The organism is Pseudomonas sp. ADAK21 (assembly GCF_012935735.1).
Lineage (GTDB): Bacteria > Pseudomonadota > Gammaproteobacteria > Pseudomonadales > Pseudomonadaceae > Aquipseudomonas > Aquipseudomonas proteolytica.
Genome location: NZ_CP052857.1, coordinates 321,740 through 337,282, shown reverse-complemented (window position 1 = coordinate 337,282; position 15,543 = coordinate 321,740). Strand labels below are relative to the sequence as shown.

Here is a 15,543-nt window from a genome sequence, read left to right as displayed (position 1 = left end):
TATGGATTAACGGATTGCATATGACTGAACAGCGCCCAATTGCGGTCCTGGGAGGCGGAAGTTTTGGTACCGCCGTGGCTAATCTGCTGGCCGAAAACGGCCATCAGGTCCGTCAGTGGATGCGCGATCCTGAACAGGCCGAGGCCATCCGGGTCAACCGCGAAAACCCCCGTTACCTCAAGGGCATCAAGATTCATCCGGCCGTTACGCCGGTCACGGACCTACAGGCCACCCTGGATGATTGCGACCTGTGCTTCGTCGCGTTGCCCTCCAGCGCTTTGCGCTCGGTGCTGGCGCCCCATGCCGAACGGCTGGCGGGCAAGATGCTGGTCAGCCTGACCAAAGGCATCGAGGCCCAGACCTTCAAGCTGATGAGCGAAATCCTCGCGGACATCGCGCCCCAGGCCCGCATCGGTGTGCTCTCCGGGCCGAACCTGGCGCGGGAAGTGGCCGAACACGCCCTGACCGCAACCGTGGTCGCCAGTGAAGACGAGGCGCTGTGCGAACAGGTACAGGCCGTGCTGCATGGCCGGACCTTCCGCGTCTACGCCAGTGCCGACCGCTTTGGCGTGGAACTGGGCGGCGCGTTGAAAAACGTCTACGCCATTATTGCCGGCATGGCGGTGGCCCTGGGCATGGGGGAAAACACCAAGAGCATGTTGATCACCCGCGCGCTGGCGGAAATGACCCGCTTTGCGGTCAACCAGGGCGCCAACCCCATGACCTTCCTTGGCCTAGCCGGGGTGGGCGACCTGATCGTCACCTGTTCGTCGCCGAAAAGCCGCAATTACCAGGTGGGCTTTGCCCTGGGCCAGGGTTTGAGCCTGGAAGATGCCGTCACCCGTCTGGGTGAAGTGGCTGAAGGGGTCAATACCCTGAAAGTGCTGAAGGCCAAGGCCCAGGAAACCGGGGTCTATATGCCGTTGGTCGCCGGCCTGCACGCGATCCTGTTCGAAGGGCGCACTTTGAACCAGGTCATCGAGTTGCTGATGCGTGCCGAACCCAAGACTGATGTCGACTTTATTTCCACCAGTGGTTTCAACTGAGGAACGCGCGATGAACGATCCCAAAGCAGCACCCAAGTATGAATCTATCGTCCTGCGCATCCTGTGGATGCTGGTGTTTGCCTTGGTCTGGCAAGTGGCGCAGTTTATCCTCGGCGCGTTGGTGGTGGTGCAGTTGATCTACCGCCTGATCTACGGCGCACCGAACCTGGGCCTGATGAACTTTGGCGACAGCCTCAGCCAGTTCCTTGCGCAGATTGGCCGTTTTGGCAGCTTCCACAGCGAGCAGAAACCCTGGCCCTTCGCCGATTGGCCAACCCCGCGCGCCCCGGAGGGCGAGGCCGCCCACAGCGTGCCGCCGGCCTCGCACCCGGTGCGCGATGAAGCGCCCAAGCTATGAAGTTGTGGGTGCTGCGCCACGGTGAAGCCGAGTCCCATGCTTCCAGCGATGCCCAACGCAACCTGACCGAGCATGGTCGCCAGGAGGTGCTGCACAGTGCCGCACACCTGATCGGCCAGCCCATCAGCGCGATCATCGCCAGCCCTTATGTGCGGGCACAACAGACCGCGCAACTGGTGCGCGAAGCGTTGGGGTTTGCGCCAGAGATCCGCACGGTGCCGTGGCTGACGCCAGACGGCAACCCCCTGCAAGTGCTGGAAAAACTCGATACCGATGACAATGTGCTGCTGGTCAGCCATCAACCGTTGGTGGGCAACCTGATCAGTTTTCTGCAGCACGGGCACCAGCGCCAGCCCCAACCGATGCACACCGCCAGCCTGGCAGAGCTGGAAGGGGATTTTCCGCTGGCGGGGCTGATGAGCCTCAATAGCGTCAAAAACCCCTGATTGTTCAGGCACAACAAAATCAACGGTGGGAGCGGGCTTGCTCGCGAATACGGTGTATCAGTCAATGAATATATTGGCTGACACTGCGCATTCGCGAGCAAGCCCGCTCCCACACTTATTTGTGTTGTGTCAGTAAGGAACTTGCAGTGCTCCTTTGTGCATGGAATAGTCCACCAAGCAAGTGCTTGGTTGGCTACCATCGGAACACACAGGAGCGCGTCCCATGTCTGTCGCTTTTCGTTTGCCGCTGCAGGTTTTCTTTGAACGTGAGGCGCGCCATCCGCGCCAGCGCTTCCTGGTCCAGCCCATTGGCGGTGGCGAGGTGCAGACCCTCACCTGGGGCGAAGCCGGTCACCAGGCCCGTTGTGCCGCCCATTGGCTGCGCGCGCGGGAACTGCCCCAGGGTTCGCACATTGCCCTGATCTCGAAGAACTGCGCGCACTGGATCATCGCCGACCTGGCGATCTGGATGGCCGGGCATGTCTCCGTGCCGCTGTATCCCAACCTTACCGCCGACTCCGTAGCCCATGTGCTGGAGCACTCCGAGGCGGCGTTGGTGTTTATCGGCAAGCTTGACGACTGGCCTGCCATGGCGCCGGGCATCAAGCCTGGGCTGGCGACCATCAGCCTGCCTTTGTGCCCCAAGGGCGAATTCGACTTCACCTGGGCCGACCTGCAAGCCAGTTCGCCGATTCAGGATGACCCCGCACCTGCGGCGACAGACCTGGCCACCATCATCTACACCTCCGGTACCACGGGTCTGCCCAAAGGCGTGATGCACACCTTCGGCGGCCTGGCGTTTGCCGCGACCCGGGGCACCGAGTTGTTCGGCCTGGGGGAGGGTGATCGCCTGCTGTCCTACTTGCCACTGTGCCATGTGGCCGAGCGCATGTTTGTCGAGATGGCCGCGATCTATACCGGGCAAACGGTGTTTTTCGCCGAAAGCCTCGACACCTTCCTTACCGACCTGCAACGCGCCCGGCCCACGGCGTTGTTTGGTGTGCCGCGGATCTGGACCAAATTCCAGATGGGCGTGTACGGCAAAATCCCGGAAAAACGCCTGGACCTGCTGCTGCGCCTGCCGTTTGTCGGCAAGCGTGTCGGCCGCAAAGTCCTTGCCGGCCTTGGGCTGGACGCGGTGCGGGTAGCCCTGTCTGGGGCCGCACCGGTACCCGAGGCGCTCCTGCGCTGGTACCAGCGCCTGGGCCTGGATGTGCTGGAGGTGTATGGCATGACCGAAAGCTGTGGCTATTCCCATGTCTGTCGTCCCGGCCAGCAGAAGATCGGTTGGATCGGCTTGCCGTGCCCGGACGTAGAGGTGCGCATCGACCCGGCCGGAGAGGTCCAGGTGCGTAGCGGCGCGACCATGCTCGGTTACTTCAAGGACCCACAGAAGACCGCCGAGACCCTCACCGAGGACGGTTTTCTACGTACCGGCGACAAGGGCGAGCAGGATACCGAAGGCCGTTTGCGCCTGACCGGGCGCCTCAAGGAAATCTTCAAGACCAGCAAGGGCAAGTACGTCGCGCCGGCACCCATCGAAAACCGCCTGGCAGAGCACGGGCGTATCGAACAGGTGTGCGTGGTTGGCGATGGCCTGAGCGCGCCGATGGGCTTGTGCGTACTGTCTGCGGTGGGCCAGCAGGAGGCCGCCGGCGAGGCCCGGCAATCCTTGCACGCCAGCCTGGAACGCTTGCTGGAAGAGGTTAACCAGGTGCTGGATAAACACGAGCGCTTGCGTCAACTGGTGGTGGTGAAGGACAGTTGGGCGGTGGAAAACGGCTTTCTGACGCCGACCCTGAAGATCAAACGCAACATTATCGAGTCAACCTACGGCCCACAGTTCCAGGCCTGGAGCGCGCGCTCCGAGGCGGTGCTGTGGCAGGATTGAGCATTCAATAAAATCAATAAGGACACTGCAATGAGTCTGTGGCGCACGGTTCCCGATATCGAGCAAATCAATGCCAGACAGAAAAACACCATTGGTGAAGTGCTGGATATTCGCTTCGAGAGCTTCGACGACGAATCCCTGACCGCGAGCATGGTGGTCGACCATCGCACCCATCAACCCTATGGGCTGCTGCACGGCGGGGCCTCGGTGGTGTTGGCCGAAACGGTGGGCTCCGTGGCCAGCTACTTGTGCATAGACCCCGCCAAGTTCTATTGCGTGGGCCTGGAAATCAACGCCAACCACCTGCGCGGCCTGCGTTCCGGGCGGGTGACGGCGGTGGCCCGGGCGATCCATATCGGGCGCACTACCCATGTCTGGGACATTCGCCTGACCAGCGACGAGGGCAAGGCCAGTTGCGTGTCGCGCCTGACCATGGCCGTGGTGCCGCTGGGCGAGACCCCGCCGGTACGATAGGCGTGGCGTGAGTGACATCATTCCTGGCAGTTACAGTCATTGCTGTAGCGGCCAGGCGTGGGGACAATCGATTTCTGTTTTTGAAGATGGGCAGGCTATGTCGCAACAAGTGTTTTTCACTCATGCCAATGGCTTTCCTTCGGCGACCTACGGCAAGTTGTTCGATGCCCTGGCGCCGGAGTACGCGGTGGCGCACCTGTCGCAGCACGGCCACGATCCGCGATTTCCGGTGGATGACAACTGGCAGAACCTGGTGGACGAACTGATCCATCACCTGGAGCAACAACCGGAGCCGGTGTGGGGCGTTGGCCATTCACTGGGCGGCGTGTTGCATTTGCACGCCGCCCTGCGCTGCCCGCAGCTGTATCGCGGGGTGGTGATGCTCGACTCGCCGGTGCTGACCCTGGCTGACCGCTGGGTGATTCGCGCGGCCAAGCGCTTTGGCCTGATTGACCGCCTCACCCCCGCCGGTCGCACCCTGGGCCGGCGCGAAGAGTTCAGCGACCTGGATGCCGCCCGCCAGTATTTTGCCGGCAAGACGCTGTTCCGCGGCTTTGACCCGGAATGCCTGGAGGCCTATTTGCAGCACGGTTTGCACCAGGTGGGCGATCGCCTGCGCCTGCGCTTCGACCCGGCAACGGAAATCAGCATCTACCGGGGCGTGCCGCACACAAGCCCCGGCCAGACCCGCCAACTGAAAGTGCCGTTGGCCGTGGTGCGCGGCCGGCAGAGCCGGGTGGTGATGCGCCATCACGCCAGCGGCGTCGCGCGCCTGCCCATGGGTGAGATGCTGACCATGCCTGGCGGGCACATGTTTCCCCTTGAACGCCCGCAGGACACCGCGACCTTGATCAAGAACCTGTTTACCCGCTGGGAAGCCCGCGCGCGTGAGCGCAGTTGCGCATGACCGCACCCGTCGAAGAAGTCCGCCTGAGCCTGCCGCATATCGAGCTGGCGGCCCATCTGTTCGGCCCCGAAGATGGTCTGCCGGTGATCGCCCTGCATGGCTGGCTGGATAACGCCAACAGCTTCGCGCGCCTGGCGCCCAAACTGCAGGGTTTGCGCATTGTCGCCCTGGACATGGCCGGTCACGGCCACTCGGCCCACCGCCCGGCCGGGGCAGGTTATGCCGTGTGGGATTACGTGTTTGATGTGTTGCAGGTGGCCGAGCAACTGGGCTGGAAACGTTTTGCATTACTTGGTCACTCCCTCGGGGCGATTGTCTCCACGGTGTTGGCCGGGGCCTTGCCAGAGCGTGTGACGCACTTGGGGTTGATCGACGGTGTGATCCCGCCGACCGCAACCGGCGAGAATGCCGCCGAACGCATGGGCATGGCGTTGCAGGCGCAAATCAACCTGCAAGACAAACGTAAACCGGTGTACGGCACCCTTGACCGCGCGGTGGAGGCGCGGATGAAGGGCGTGGTCGCAGTCAGCCGTGAAGCCGCGGAACTCCTGGCCCAGCGCGGCTTGATGCCGGTGCCGGGCGGCTACACCTGGCGCAGCGACAGTCGCTTGACCCTGGCATCGCCGATGCGCCTGACGGAAGAACAGGCCATGGCCTTCGTGCGCCGGGTGGCCTGTCCCGCACAGTTGGTGGTGGCGCAAGAGGGCATGCTGGCCAAACATCCCGAGCTGCTTTCCCAGCTTCCTTTCGCGGTAACCACCCTTGCAGGTGGCCATCATTTGCACCTGAACGACGAGTCGGGGGCGGCTCTTGTTGCAGACTGTTTCAATCGCTTCTTCACCGCGCCTTGACTTGGCGGGGGCAACTGTCGAGGCTGGGCGGATTGAAAGGGAGTCAACCATGAACAATCCGAATATCGCGAAGGCATCCACCGGCCAAGGCGCACCGATCCGATGAGTAGTGCCAAGGGAATTATCCGTGTGCTTGGGCTGTGCTGCATCAGCCCGTTGGTTTTCGCTGCTGATCTGCCGGGAAGCCAGGATCTGCCCAGCGTGGCTCGACAGGTGGATTCGCAGATTGTCGACTACCGTCCCGCCGAAGAAAAAGAACGCATCTACCCCATGGGCGCGATCCGCAAGATCAGCGGCCAGTTGCGCTACGAAGGCCAGGCCACGGCGCGGGGCCAAGTGACAGCCATCACCTATGAACTGCCCGCCGAGCACAGCTCCAGCGCGGCCTTCAAATCCACGCGCGAGGCGTTGCAAGAGCAAGGCGCGCAGTTGCTGTTCTGGTGCCAGGCCCGCGATTGTGGCGAAAGCAGCCTGTGGGCCAACGAAGTGCTGGGCAACTCCAAACTGGTTGGCGCCGATGGCCAGCAGGAGTTCCTGTTGCTGCGCCTGGCAGCCCCCCAGGACAACTCCCTGGTAGCGCTCTACGGCATTACCCGCGGCAACCGTCGCGCTTACCTGCATGTGGAACAAATGGACGCCAGCGCGCCCCTGGGGCAATTACTACCCACCTCGGCCACCCTGCTGCGCGAATTGAAAAGCACCGGCGACCTGGATTTCCCCTTGCTGGGCGCAGAACCCGACGCAACGTGGTTGACCCTGATTTCCCGTGGATTGAACCTCGATACCACCTTGCGGGTCAGTGTGAGCGGGCCTGGCGCCGAAGCCTGGCGCCAGGGCCTGATCGACAAGGGCGTGCGTGCGGCGCGATTGGAAACCGGCACGGGTGAGGCCAAGGGCCTGCACCTGCAAGTTATCCGCTGATCGTTCCAGGGCGAACGGACCCGCGCCGTTCGCCTAAGCTCTCCCTCAACAGACTTCTTTTCGAGAAACCACATGCTCAACAATGATCGCCTGCTGGTGCAGATCCTGCTCCTGGTGCTGTTTGGTGCCAGTTTCTGGGTGATGGCGCCGTTCTGGTCGGCGCTGTTCTGGGGCGCGGTGCTGGCGTTTGCCAGTTGGCCGCTGATGCGCCTGTTGACCCGTGCCCTGGGTGGGCGCGAGTCACTGGCAGCGGGGATCCTGACCCTGGGCTGGATGTTGCTGGTGGCAGTGCCGCTGGTGTGGCTGGGCTTCAACCTGGCCGACCATGTGCGCGACGCCGTGGCGCTGATCAAGGATGTGCAGGTCGATGGCTTGCCCGAAGCACCCACCTGGCTGGGGTCGATCCCCTTTGTCGGGGAGCGGCTGGTGGGCATGTGGGACAGCATCGACCAGCAGGGCGCGGCCTTGATGGTCACGATCAAGCCGTACCTGGGGCAGGTCGGCAACTGGTTGCTGGCCCGTAGTGCGCAGATCGGCGGCGGCATCCTGGAACTGACCCTGAGCCTGGTGTTCGTGTTCTTTTTCTACCGCGACGGGCCGCGCCTGGCGATGTTCGTCCACCGCCTGCTGGAACGCTTGATTGGTGAGCGTGCCGGCTACTACATCGACCTGGTGGCCGGCACGGTACAGCGGGTGGTCAACGGCGTGATCGGCACCGCCGCCGCCCAGGCATTGCTGGCACTGATCGGCTTCCTGATCGCCGGGGTGCCCGGGGCGCTGGTACTGGGTATCGTCACCTTCCTGCTGAGCCTGATCCCCATGGGACCGCCGCTCGTCTGGATCCCGGCCACCGCCTGGCTGGTGTGGAAGGGCGACTACACCTACGCGGTGTTCCTCGGCGTCTGGGGCACGTTCATCATCAGCGGCGTGGACAACGTGCTCAAACCGTACCTGATCAGCCGCGGCGGTAACCTGCCGCTGGTGATCGTGTTGCTGGGGGTATTTGGTGGGTTGATTGCGTTTGGCTTTATCGGCTTGTTTATCGGGCCGACATTGCTGGCGGTGGCGTACAGCCTGTTGACGGATTGGAGTGCGAGCCAGGCGCAGGTTCGCCGGGAAGACAAGGTGGGCTAGCCCTGATACGCGCCCATCTGTAGTGACGCGCCTAGTTGTGGCGAGGGGACAAACCTCCTTGTCCCAACAGCCGGCTCACTGCAGGTTGGGTTTGGCAGTTACGACGAGGTCATGGATAGCGACATTTCCGCTGTCAACCCACCGCTCAAGCGTTTCACGACAAAAGGCTTTACGTATCTGGAGCAATATTATCGGGAACTGATCAATGGTTCGATTTGAAAGCTAGCCAGTAAATGAAATTATCCTCGTCTCGCGCTTCACCGCCCCCCCAGAAACTGCCATTTCCTACGAAAACTCTGCCGTTTTAGCATGCTTCCTACGCTGCACAACTTTATGTAATGACTGTTTTCTAGCATCTAGTGCTGATGGTGAAACGGCGCTTGGTGATACCGCTTGTCGGTTTTTATTTGTGGGCTTTACGAGATTTCTTATTACTTCCTACAAATATTAAGGTTCGTGGGGTGGAATCTGTAAAGCTGAAGGGTTAGACAAATTATTAATTATTAAAAGTATTTTTTTAGCTTTCGGTAATTGGGTTTTATGGGGTTCGGAATATTCTGATTTTTATGTGGGAATTTACTTATATTTAAATAAGTAAATTCCCTCACTCCGGTTTTTCAATATTTGAGTTCCGCTCAAAAAGAACTAGCTTGGTTTTATCACCCTATACCGGGTGATAGTGATCGGCATTCCAAAAGTTTGGAGAATCAAAATGAAAAGTGAAAGCTTGGGCGAAACTGTTTTTAGCTTCAGTGATGATTTTTGGATTTGATTCACTCTCTTGTGCTGCTGGATCCTCTGGCAGTGCGGGTGGATGCGGTGGCAGTGGAGGGGACGCAACCGAACCCGAACTGCACTCCAAGATGCGACCTACCTAGAAATTACAGATCTGCTTGTTTCTCCGCTAAGCAATAGTGTTTCTGAGCATGAGTTTAGTTTTTTAGGCCTGCGCTCAGCGCTAAATAGCGAAAAAATTACAGGATATTTGTATTCTAGTGTCTCTGCCGTAGAGGGTGTTCGATGCGTTTTTAGTAAGTATATTTCACCAGATCTGTTTATGCATATGAATAATGCACAGGGAATAAATATCGTTAACAAATACAGTGAAACATTCAAGGATTCTATCGTGCAGGATAGGTTGAGGGTAATGGTGCCATTTCCTTGAGGTAAATAACTATGTGCGATAACTTAATGTCAAAGTCCTTGTCGTTGGCAGTGCTCTTAATAAAAGAGCAAGTCAAGGAGCCCCTTGCGTTGTTCTGGATTGTTGTGTCTCCTGGAGTGGTTTTTTATTTGTTGAGCTATTCGAGAGGTCTCACTTATTCAGCATCAAACGACTATTTATCCAGCACGTCTTGGTTTTATGCTTATGTGGCTTCCAGTGTCGCATTGTTTGGCTTTGCATTTTATATTGTCGGGCGCAGGGAGAGCGGGTTTGTTAGGTCGTTTATTTATACCTTTCGTACAAAAGTGATTTTCATGGTGGGGCAATTTATCGCTTATTCATTTATGTCTGTGATGTATTGTGCTGTTTTTTATTTGGTCACCCATATTGTTTTTGGTCCGGTGAGCCTCATGGAGTTTTATATTGTGCTTGTCAGGTTTTATATATGCTTTGTTCTATTTTCTATACTCTCTCTGTTATTGACGTTGATCCCGATTAATTTCCAGAATACAAATACATTATTTTCTGTTGTGTCATTTGCCATGCTGGTAGTCGGTGTGGCGGGTATGAACTCGTCTCTGCCGTTGATGACGGTTGTCAGTTTTTTTAATCCGCTGTGGTGGGCGAATAGAATAATGGTGGAGGGGGTTGCTCAGTTGGGCTTGTTAGTCGCTGTTATAGTTATATTGTATATAGTGGTTTTTTTGATTTCTGTCCGATTTTTGCTTGTGACACCCGTTTGGAGTCGCTACTGATGAGAAGGTTTTCTGCGCAAGCTATCGGCTTTAAGTATGCGAACCATACCGTATTTAAAGATGCATCGCTGAAAGTCGAGTCCGGCTCGATTTCAGGGCTTCTAGGGCCGAATGGTTCGGGTAAAACTACTTTTTTTGATATTGTTTGTAATTTGAGGAAGGTTGATAGTGGTGCGATTGCGGATGAGTTTTCGAGCCGGGTTTATTTGTCGCAGGTGATTTCGACGCCTGCTGTATTTCGTATGTCTGATATTTTTAAAATGATTGCTCTGTTTTGCTCCGAGAAAAAAATGACTAAAAAAGATTCTCTCGAGAAGCTGGAGTTGTGGAGCCCGGCTTTAGTCGAGCGTTACTTAAGTATATGGGATAAAAAATCATCTCTTTGCAGTTATGGTGAAAAGCGCTGGTTTTTTACTTTGTCTTTGCTGTCTGTTGCGGCGGATTTTGTGATTCTTGATGAGCCTACGGCGGGTGTTGATCCGGAGTTTCGATATCACATATGGAAGTGTTTACGAGGTGCTGCAAACGAAGGGGCGGCAATTTTGGTCTCTTCGCACAACGTTGAGGAGGTGGCCAGTGGTTGTGACGATTTTTACATGATTGCTCAGCAACGGTTTAACCATTTTACTAACGCTGTGAACTTTATGAGCCATTACGGTGCAACTACGTTAGATGAAGCCTTTATCAAAGCGGTAAACATACGCAATCCCTTATAGAGACTGGCTTCTGGGTAGCCAAAGCACCGCCGTCAGTCCGCCCCCCGGTGTTTCCTCCAGATGTAGCCGGCCGCCCAACCGCTCCACCGCCTCCTTGGCAATGGTCATGCCCAGCCCCACGCCCCCGGAATTGCGATTGCGTGAGCCTTCCAGGCGGAAAAACGGTTCGAATACCGCCTCGCGTTGTTCGGCAGCAATCCCCGGGCCATGGTCGATTACCCGGATCACCAACGCCTGGGGGCTGTCCTGCAGTTCGATGCGTGCCGTACCGGCATAGCGCAGGGCGTTGTCGATCAGGTTGTTCAGGCACGAACGCAAGGCCATGGGCTGTACTTGCAGCGGCGTGCTGTGGCCCTGGCACTGCACATCCGCGCCCTGGTCCTGGGCGTTTTCGCTCAGGGACTGCACAAGTGCCTGCACGTCCAGCCACTGCCGGCTTTCGCCAGTGCGTTGTTCGTGCAGGTAGCTCAAGGTGGCGTCGAGCATGCCGATCATGTCGTCCAGGTCCTGGCGCATCTGGCCCTGCAGGCGCAGATCGTCGATCTGCTCCAGGCGCAGCTTGAGCCGTGAAAGTGGGGTGCGCAGGTCGTGGGAAACCGCGCCAAGCATGCGGGCGCGCTGGCTGACCTGTTCGCGGATGCGGCGCTGCATCAGGTTGAAGGTCGAGGCGGCCTGGCGCGCTTCAAGTGGGCCGGATTCGTCCAGGGGCGGGCTGTGCAGGTCCACACTCAAACGCTCGGCGGCCGCGCTCAAGCGCTGGATCGGGCGGCTGAGCAACTTGGCGCCGAACCATGCGGCGATGATCAGCGAGATAAACTGGAACGTCAGCGGCACCACCGGGCCGCCGAACCAGGGCCGCTGATGGGCCTGGGGCGCGGCCTGCAAAGAGCCGTCCGCCTGCTCGATCATGACGTCTACGGGCGGTGGCGGCGGTGGGCCGTAATGGTGAAACCAAAAGAACGCCAGCACATGGGCCAGCACAATGGCTATCAGCAGCACCCCGAACAAGCGGCCAAACAAGGTGTTGAAGGCGTTGCGCATCAGCCGATGTCCCGCGCGTCGAACAGGTAGCCTTCGCCGCGTACGGTCTTGATCAGTTGCGGGGCCTTGGGGTCGTCTCCCAGTTTCTGGCGTAGGCGCGAGACCAGCAGGTCGATGCTGCGATCAAAGGCTTCGATCGAGCGTCCACGGGCCGCATCCAGCAGTTGTTCACGGCTGAGCACCCGGCGCGGGCGTTCGATGAACACCCACAGTAAACGGAATTCGGCGTTGGACAGCGGTACTACCAGGCCATCATCCGCCACCAGTTGGCGCAGCACGCTGTTGAGGCGCCAGTGATCGAAGCGGATATTGGTGCGTTGCTCAGTGCGGTCATCACGCACCCGACGCAGGATGGTCTGGATCCGCGCCACCAGCTCCCGCGGTTCGAACGGCTTGGACATGTAGTCGTCAGCCCCCAGTTCCAGGCCGATAATGCGGTCGGTGGGTTCGCAGCGAGCCGTCAGCATCAGGATCGGGATATCCGATTCGGCCCGCAGCCACCGGCAAATCGACAACCCATCTTCGCCGGGCAGCATCAGGTCGAGCACCACCACATCAAAGGTCTCGGCTTGCATGGCCAGGCGCATGGCGGCGCCGTCGGTCACACCGCTGGCGAGGATGTTGAAGCGGGCCAGGTAATCAATCAGCAGTTCGCGGATCGGCACATCGTCGTCGACGATCAACGCGCGGGTGTTCCAGCGTTTGTCCTCGCTGGCAAGTTCATGGGGCAGGGCGGAAGGGGTATGCATGGTGCGATCATCTGCCAGGTTGGCCGCCAGGCCCAAGGGCCGCAGCGGGGTAATTGCGTGAGCATAGGCGCCGTGTCGGGCCGTGCGGGCAAGGCTACTGCCGGGGCATGTTGTAGGCGTGTCGTGAATGTATCGACTTTGAAATATTAGCCGGTTATTCCAGGAAAATAGGCGCTTGCCGAGGATTTACCGATCATCGGATCCCGCAAAGCCGCTGCTTGCGCTACAATCCGCGCCGATTTCGACTTGCCTGAGAGCCCATTCCAATGTCCGTCTGCCAGACTCCTATCATCGTCGCCCTGGATTACCCCACCCGTGACGCCGCACTGAAGCTGGCTGACCAGTTGGATCCCAAGCTCTGCCGCGTCAAGGTCGGCAAGGAGCTGTTCACCAGCTGCGCAGCAGAAATCGTCGGCACCCTGCGTGACAAGGGCTTCGAGGTGTTCCTCGACCTGAAATTCCACGATATCCCCAACACCACCGCGATGGCGGTCAAGGCCGCGGCCGAGATGGGCGTGTGGATGGTCAACGTTCACTGCTCCGGCGGCCTGCGCATGATGGCTGCGTGCCGTGAGGTGCTGGAGCAGCGCAGCGGTCCCAAGCCGTTGCTGATCGGTGTGACCGTGCTGACCAGCATGGAGCGTGAAGACCTGGCCGGCATCGGCCTGGATATCGAGCCCCAGGAACAAGTGCTGCGCCTGGCTGCCCTGGCGCAGAAGGCCGGCCTCGATGGCCTGGTCTGCTCGGCGCTGGAAGCTCAGGCGTTGAAGGCCGCCCATCCGGCGCTGCAGTTGGTGACGCCGGGGATTCGTCCGGCAGGCAGTGCCCAGGACGACCAGCGTCGTATCCTCACGCCACGCCAGGCGCTGGATGCGGGTTCTGATTACCTGGTGATTGGTCGCCCGATCAGCCAGGCGGCTGACCCGGCCAAGGCCTTGGCCGCTGTGGTCGCCGAAATCGCCTGATGCCCTTGGGCTAAACACGTAGGAGCTGGCTTGCCTGCGATAGCATCACCTCGTGGTTACTGAAAAACCGAGGTGTCTGCATCGCTGGCAAGGCAGCTCCTACATTGGTTTGGGGTGTCAGTTGACCTTCAGCACCAACTTGCCGAAGTTCTCGCCGTTGAACAGCTTCATCAACGTCTCCGGGAACGTCTCCAGGCCCTCGACAATATCCTCCTTGCTCTTGAGCTTGCCTTGGGCCATCCAGCCGGCCATTTCCTGCCCGGCGGCGGCAAAGTTCGCCGCATGATCCATCACCACAAACCCTTCCATGCGCGCCCGATTGACCAGCAGTGACAGGTAGTTGGCGGGGCCCTTCACGGCTTCCTTATTGTTGTACTGGCTGATGGCTCCGCAAATCACCACCCGCGCCTTCAACGCCAGGCGGCTGAGCACGGCGTCGAGGATGTCGCCGCCAACGTTATCGAAATAGACGTCCACGCCTTTTGGGCATTCGCGCTTGAGGGCGGCCGGCACGTCTTCGTGCTTGTAGTCGATGGCCGCGTCGAACCCCAGTTCATCCAGCAAAAACTTGCACTTGTCGGCGCCGCCGGCAATCCCCACCACGCGGCAACCCTTGATCTTGGCGATCTGCCCGGCAATGCTGCCCACGGCACCGGCGGCCCCGGAAATCACTACGGTATCGCCGGCCTTGGGCGCGCCGGTGTCGAGCAGCGCGAAGTAGGCGGTCATGCCGGTCATGCCCAGCGCAGACAAATAGCGCGGCAGGGGCGCCAGTTTCGGGTCGACCTTGTAGAACCCACGCGGCTCGCCGAGGAAGTAATCCTGCACGCCCAGGGCGCCGTTGACGTAATCGCCGACGGCGAATTTCGGATTGTTCGAGGCAATGACCTGGCCTACGCCCAATGCGCGCATGACTTCACCAATGCCCACCGGCGGGATGTAGGACTTGCCTTCATTCATCCAGCCACGCATGGCCGGGTCGAGGGACAGGTATTCGTTGCGCACCAGCACCTGGCCATCCGCCAGGTTGCCCACCGGTACTTCCTGATAGGTAAAGGTGTCCCGCGTGGCCGCGCCGACCGGGCGTTTGGCAAGCAGGAATTGGCGGTTGGTCTGGGCAGTCATGGCAAGGACTCTGGGTAAATGAGCCTCAAGTGATAGACCTTCCAGGCGCCGGGAGCAAGTTCGGCCGATCGCTGCGAATGCCCGTCGATAGGCTGGCTTGATAGTGGGCACGGCAGGCTTATCACTGCTACGCATGGGGGCTCAACTGGCCTTCTGATAGTGCTGACGCGCGGTGCCGGGCCCTGGCTATGCTGGGCCCACGGGCATTCATCCAAGGATATAAGCAATGAGCATGACGTTTTCCGGCCAGGTTGCCCTGGTCACCGGTGCCGCCAACGGTATTGGCCGCGCCACGGCCCTGGCATTCGCCGCAGAAGGCTTGAAAGTTGTGGTCGCCGACCTCGATGTGGCGGGCGGCGAGGGCACGGTCGCGTTGATCCGAGAGGCAGGCGGCGAGGCGCTGTTCGTGCGCTGTAATGTGACCCTGGAGGCGGATGTGCAACAACTGATGCAGCAGGTACTGCACAGCTATGGCCGCCTGGACTACGCGTTCAACAATGCCGGCATCGAGATTGAACAGGGCAAGCTGGCTGATGGCACCCTGGATGAGTTCGACGCCATCATGGGCGTCAACGTCAAGGGCGTGTGGTTGTGCATGAAGTATCAGTTGCCGTTGCTGCTGGCCCAGGGTGGTGGGGCCATCGTCAATACCGCATCGGTTGCGGGGTTGGGCGCTGCGCCGAAGATGAGTATTTATGCCGCATCCAAGCATGCGGTGATTGGCCTGACCAAGTCGGCGGCCATCGAGTATGCGAAAAAGAAAATCCGCGTCAACGCGGTGTGCCCGGCAGTGATCGACACCGATATGTTCCGCCGCGCCTATGAAGCCGATCCGCGCAAGGCCGAGTTTGCCGCCGCCATGCATCCGGTCGGGCGCATTGGCACCGTCGAGGAAATCGCCAGTGCAGTGCTGTATCTGTGCAGCGATGGCGCCGCGTTCACCACGGGGCATGCATTGGCGGTGGACGGTGGTGCCACGGCTATCTAGGACCTGCGGCG

At 59.5% G+C, this 15,543-nt stretch carries 16 protein-coding genes; 13 read left to right on the top strand and 3 right to left on the bottom strand.

Annotated features, from left to right (window positions below; genetic code table 11):
• The first annotated feature begins 20 nt into the window (after positions 1-20).
• The 11 genes from HKK57_RS01560 (at position 21) to HKK57_RS01510 (ending at position 10,664) form a co-directional block, all read left to right on the top strand.
• Positions 21-1,046: an NAD(P)H-dependent glycerol-3-phosphate dehydrogenase gene (locus HKK57_RS01560; RefSeq protein WP_029292720.1), complete on the top strand. Its 1,026-nt coding sequence runs from the start codon at positions 21-23 to the stop codon at positions 1,044-1,046.
• Between the two features lie 10 nt (positions 1,047-1,056).
• Positions 1,057-1,404: a DUF4389 domain-containing protein gene (locus HKK57_RS01555; RefSeq protein WP_169389690.1), complete on the top strand. Its 348-nt coding sequence runs from the start codon at positions 1,057-1,059 to the stop codon at positions 1,402-1,404.
• Positions 1,401-1,850, top strand: a complete 450-nt coding sequence (gene sixA, locus HKK57_RS01550; RefSeq protein ID WP_154906344.1) for a phosphohistidine phosphatase SixA — start codon at positions 1,401-1,403, stop codon at positions 1,848-1,850. The genes HKK57_RS01555 and sixA overlap by 4 nt, the downstream gene beginning before the upstream one ends.
• 223 nt (positions 1,851-2,073) lie before the next feature.
• Complete coding sequence (locus HKK57_RS01545; RefSeq protein ID WP_169389689.1) at positions 2,074-3,741, top strand: AMP-binding protein; 1,668 nt, start codon at positions 2,074-2,076, stop codon at positions 3,739-3,741.
• 30 nt (positions 3,742-3,771) lie between these two features.
• Entirely contained in the window at positions 3,772-4,215 is a 444-nt protein-coding gene (locus HKK57_RS01540; protein WP_029292729.1) for a hotdog fold thioesterase, read from the top strand.
• A gap of 97 nt (positions 4,216-4,312) precedes the next feature.
• Positions 4,313-5,122: an alpha/beta fold hydrolase gene (locus tag HKK57_RS01535; protein ID WP_169389688.1), complete on the top strand. Its 810-nt coding sequence runs from the start codon at positions 4,313-4,315 to the stop codon at positions 5,120-5,122.
• On the top strand, positions 5,119-5,973 hold the full coding sequence (locus HKK57_RS01530; protein ID WP_029292733.1) for an alpha/beta hydrolase: 855 nt from the start codon (positions 5,119-5,121) through the stop codon (positions 5,971-5,973). The genes HKK57_RS01535 and HKK57_RS01530 overlap by 4 nt, the downstream gene beginning before the upstream one ends.
• Before the next feature lie 102 nt (positions 5,974-6,075).
• Positions 6,076-6,894, top strand: coding sequence for a DUF4892 domain-containing protein (locus HKK57_RS01525; RefSeq protein ID WP_029292735.1), 819 nt, complete (start codon positions 6,076-6,078; stop codon positions 6,892-6,894).
• A gap of 72 nt (positions 6,895-6,966) precedes the next feature.
• Positions 6,967-8,028 (top strand): AI-2E family transporter, encoded by a 1,062-nt coding sequence (locus HKK57_RS01520; RefSeq protein ID WP_070995387.1) that lies wholly within the window; start codon positions 6,967-6,969, stop codon positions 8,026-8,028.
• 1,254 nt (positions 8,029-9,282) lie between these two features.
• Complete coding sequence (locus tag HKK57_RS01515; RefSeq protein WP_336604594.1) at positions 9,283-9,948, top strand: ABC transporter permease; 666 nt, start codon at positions 9,283-9,285, stop codon at positions 9,946-9,948.
• Positions 9,948-10,664 carry an AAA family ATPase gene (locus HKK57_RS01510; protein WP_169389686.1) on the top strand — a complete coding sequence of 239 codons (717 nt, stop codon included), beginning with the start codon at positions 9,948-9,950 and terminating at the stop codon, positions 10,662-10,664. Before HKK57_RS01515 ends, HKK57_RS01510 begins: the two co-directional genes overlap by 1 nt.
• Here HKK57_RS01510 and HKK57_RS01505 read toward each other — a convergent pair.
• Both HKK57_RS01505 and HKK57_RS01500 read right to left on the bottom strand, forming a co-directional pair.
• The gene (locus HKK57_RS01505) at positions 10,659-11,705 is read right to left on the bottom strand and encodes a sensor histidine kinase (protein WP_169389685.1); all 1,047 of its coding nucleotides are present in this window, start codon (positions 11,703-11,705) and stop codon (positions 10,659-10,661) included. The genes HKK57_RS01510 and HKK57_RS01505 overlap by 6 nt on opposite strands.
• A complete protein-coding gene (locus HKK57_RS01500) occupies positions 11,705-12,454 on the bottom strand; it encodes a response regulator (protein WP_029292741.1) in 750 nt (249 codons plus the stop codon). Before HKK57_RS01500 ends, HKK57_RS01505 begins: the two co-directional genes overlap by 1 nt.
• 266 nt (positions 12,455-12,720) lie before the next feature.
• Here HKK57_RS01500 and pyrF point away from each other — a divergent pair, with 266 nt between their 5' ends.
• Complete coding sequence (gene pyrF, locus HKK57_RS01495) at positions 12,721-13,419, top strand: orotidine-5'-phosphate decarboxylase (RefSeq protein ID WP_029292743.1); 699 nt, start codon at positions 12,721-12,723, stop codon at positions 13,417-13,419.
• 117 nt (positions 13,420-13,536) lie between these two features.
• Here the strand turns inward: pyrF and HKK57_RS01490 are convergent, their stop codons facing one another.
• Positions 13,537-14,544, bottom strand: coding sequence for an NADP-dependent oxidoreductase (locus HKK57_RS01490; RefSeq protein WP_092234766.1), 1,008 nt, complete (start codon positions 14,542-14,544; stop codon positions 13,537-13,539).
• Between the two features lie 226 nt (positions 14,545-14,770).
• Between HKK57_RS01490 and HKK57_RS01485 the strand changes: the two genes are divergently transcribed.
• Positions 14,771-15,532, top strand: coding sequence for an SDR family oxidoreductase (locus tag HKK57_RS01485; RefSeq protein WP_092234769.1), 762 nt, complete (start codon positions 14,771-14,773; stop codon positions 15,530-15,532).
• The last annotated feature ends 11 nt before the right edge of the window (positions 15,533-15,543 follow it).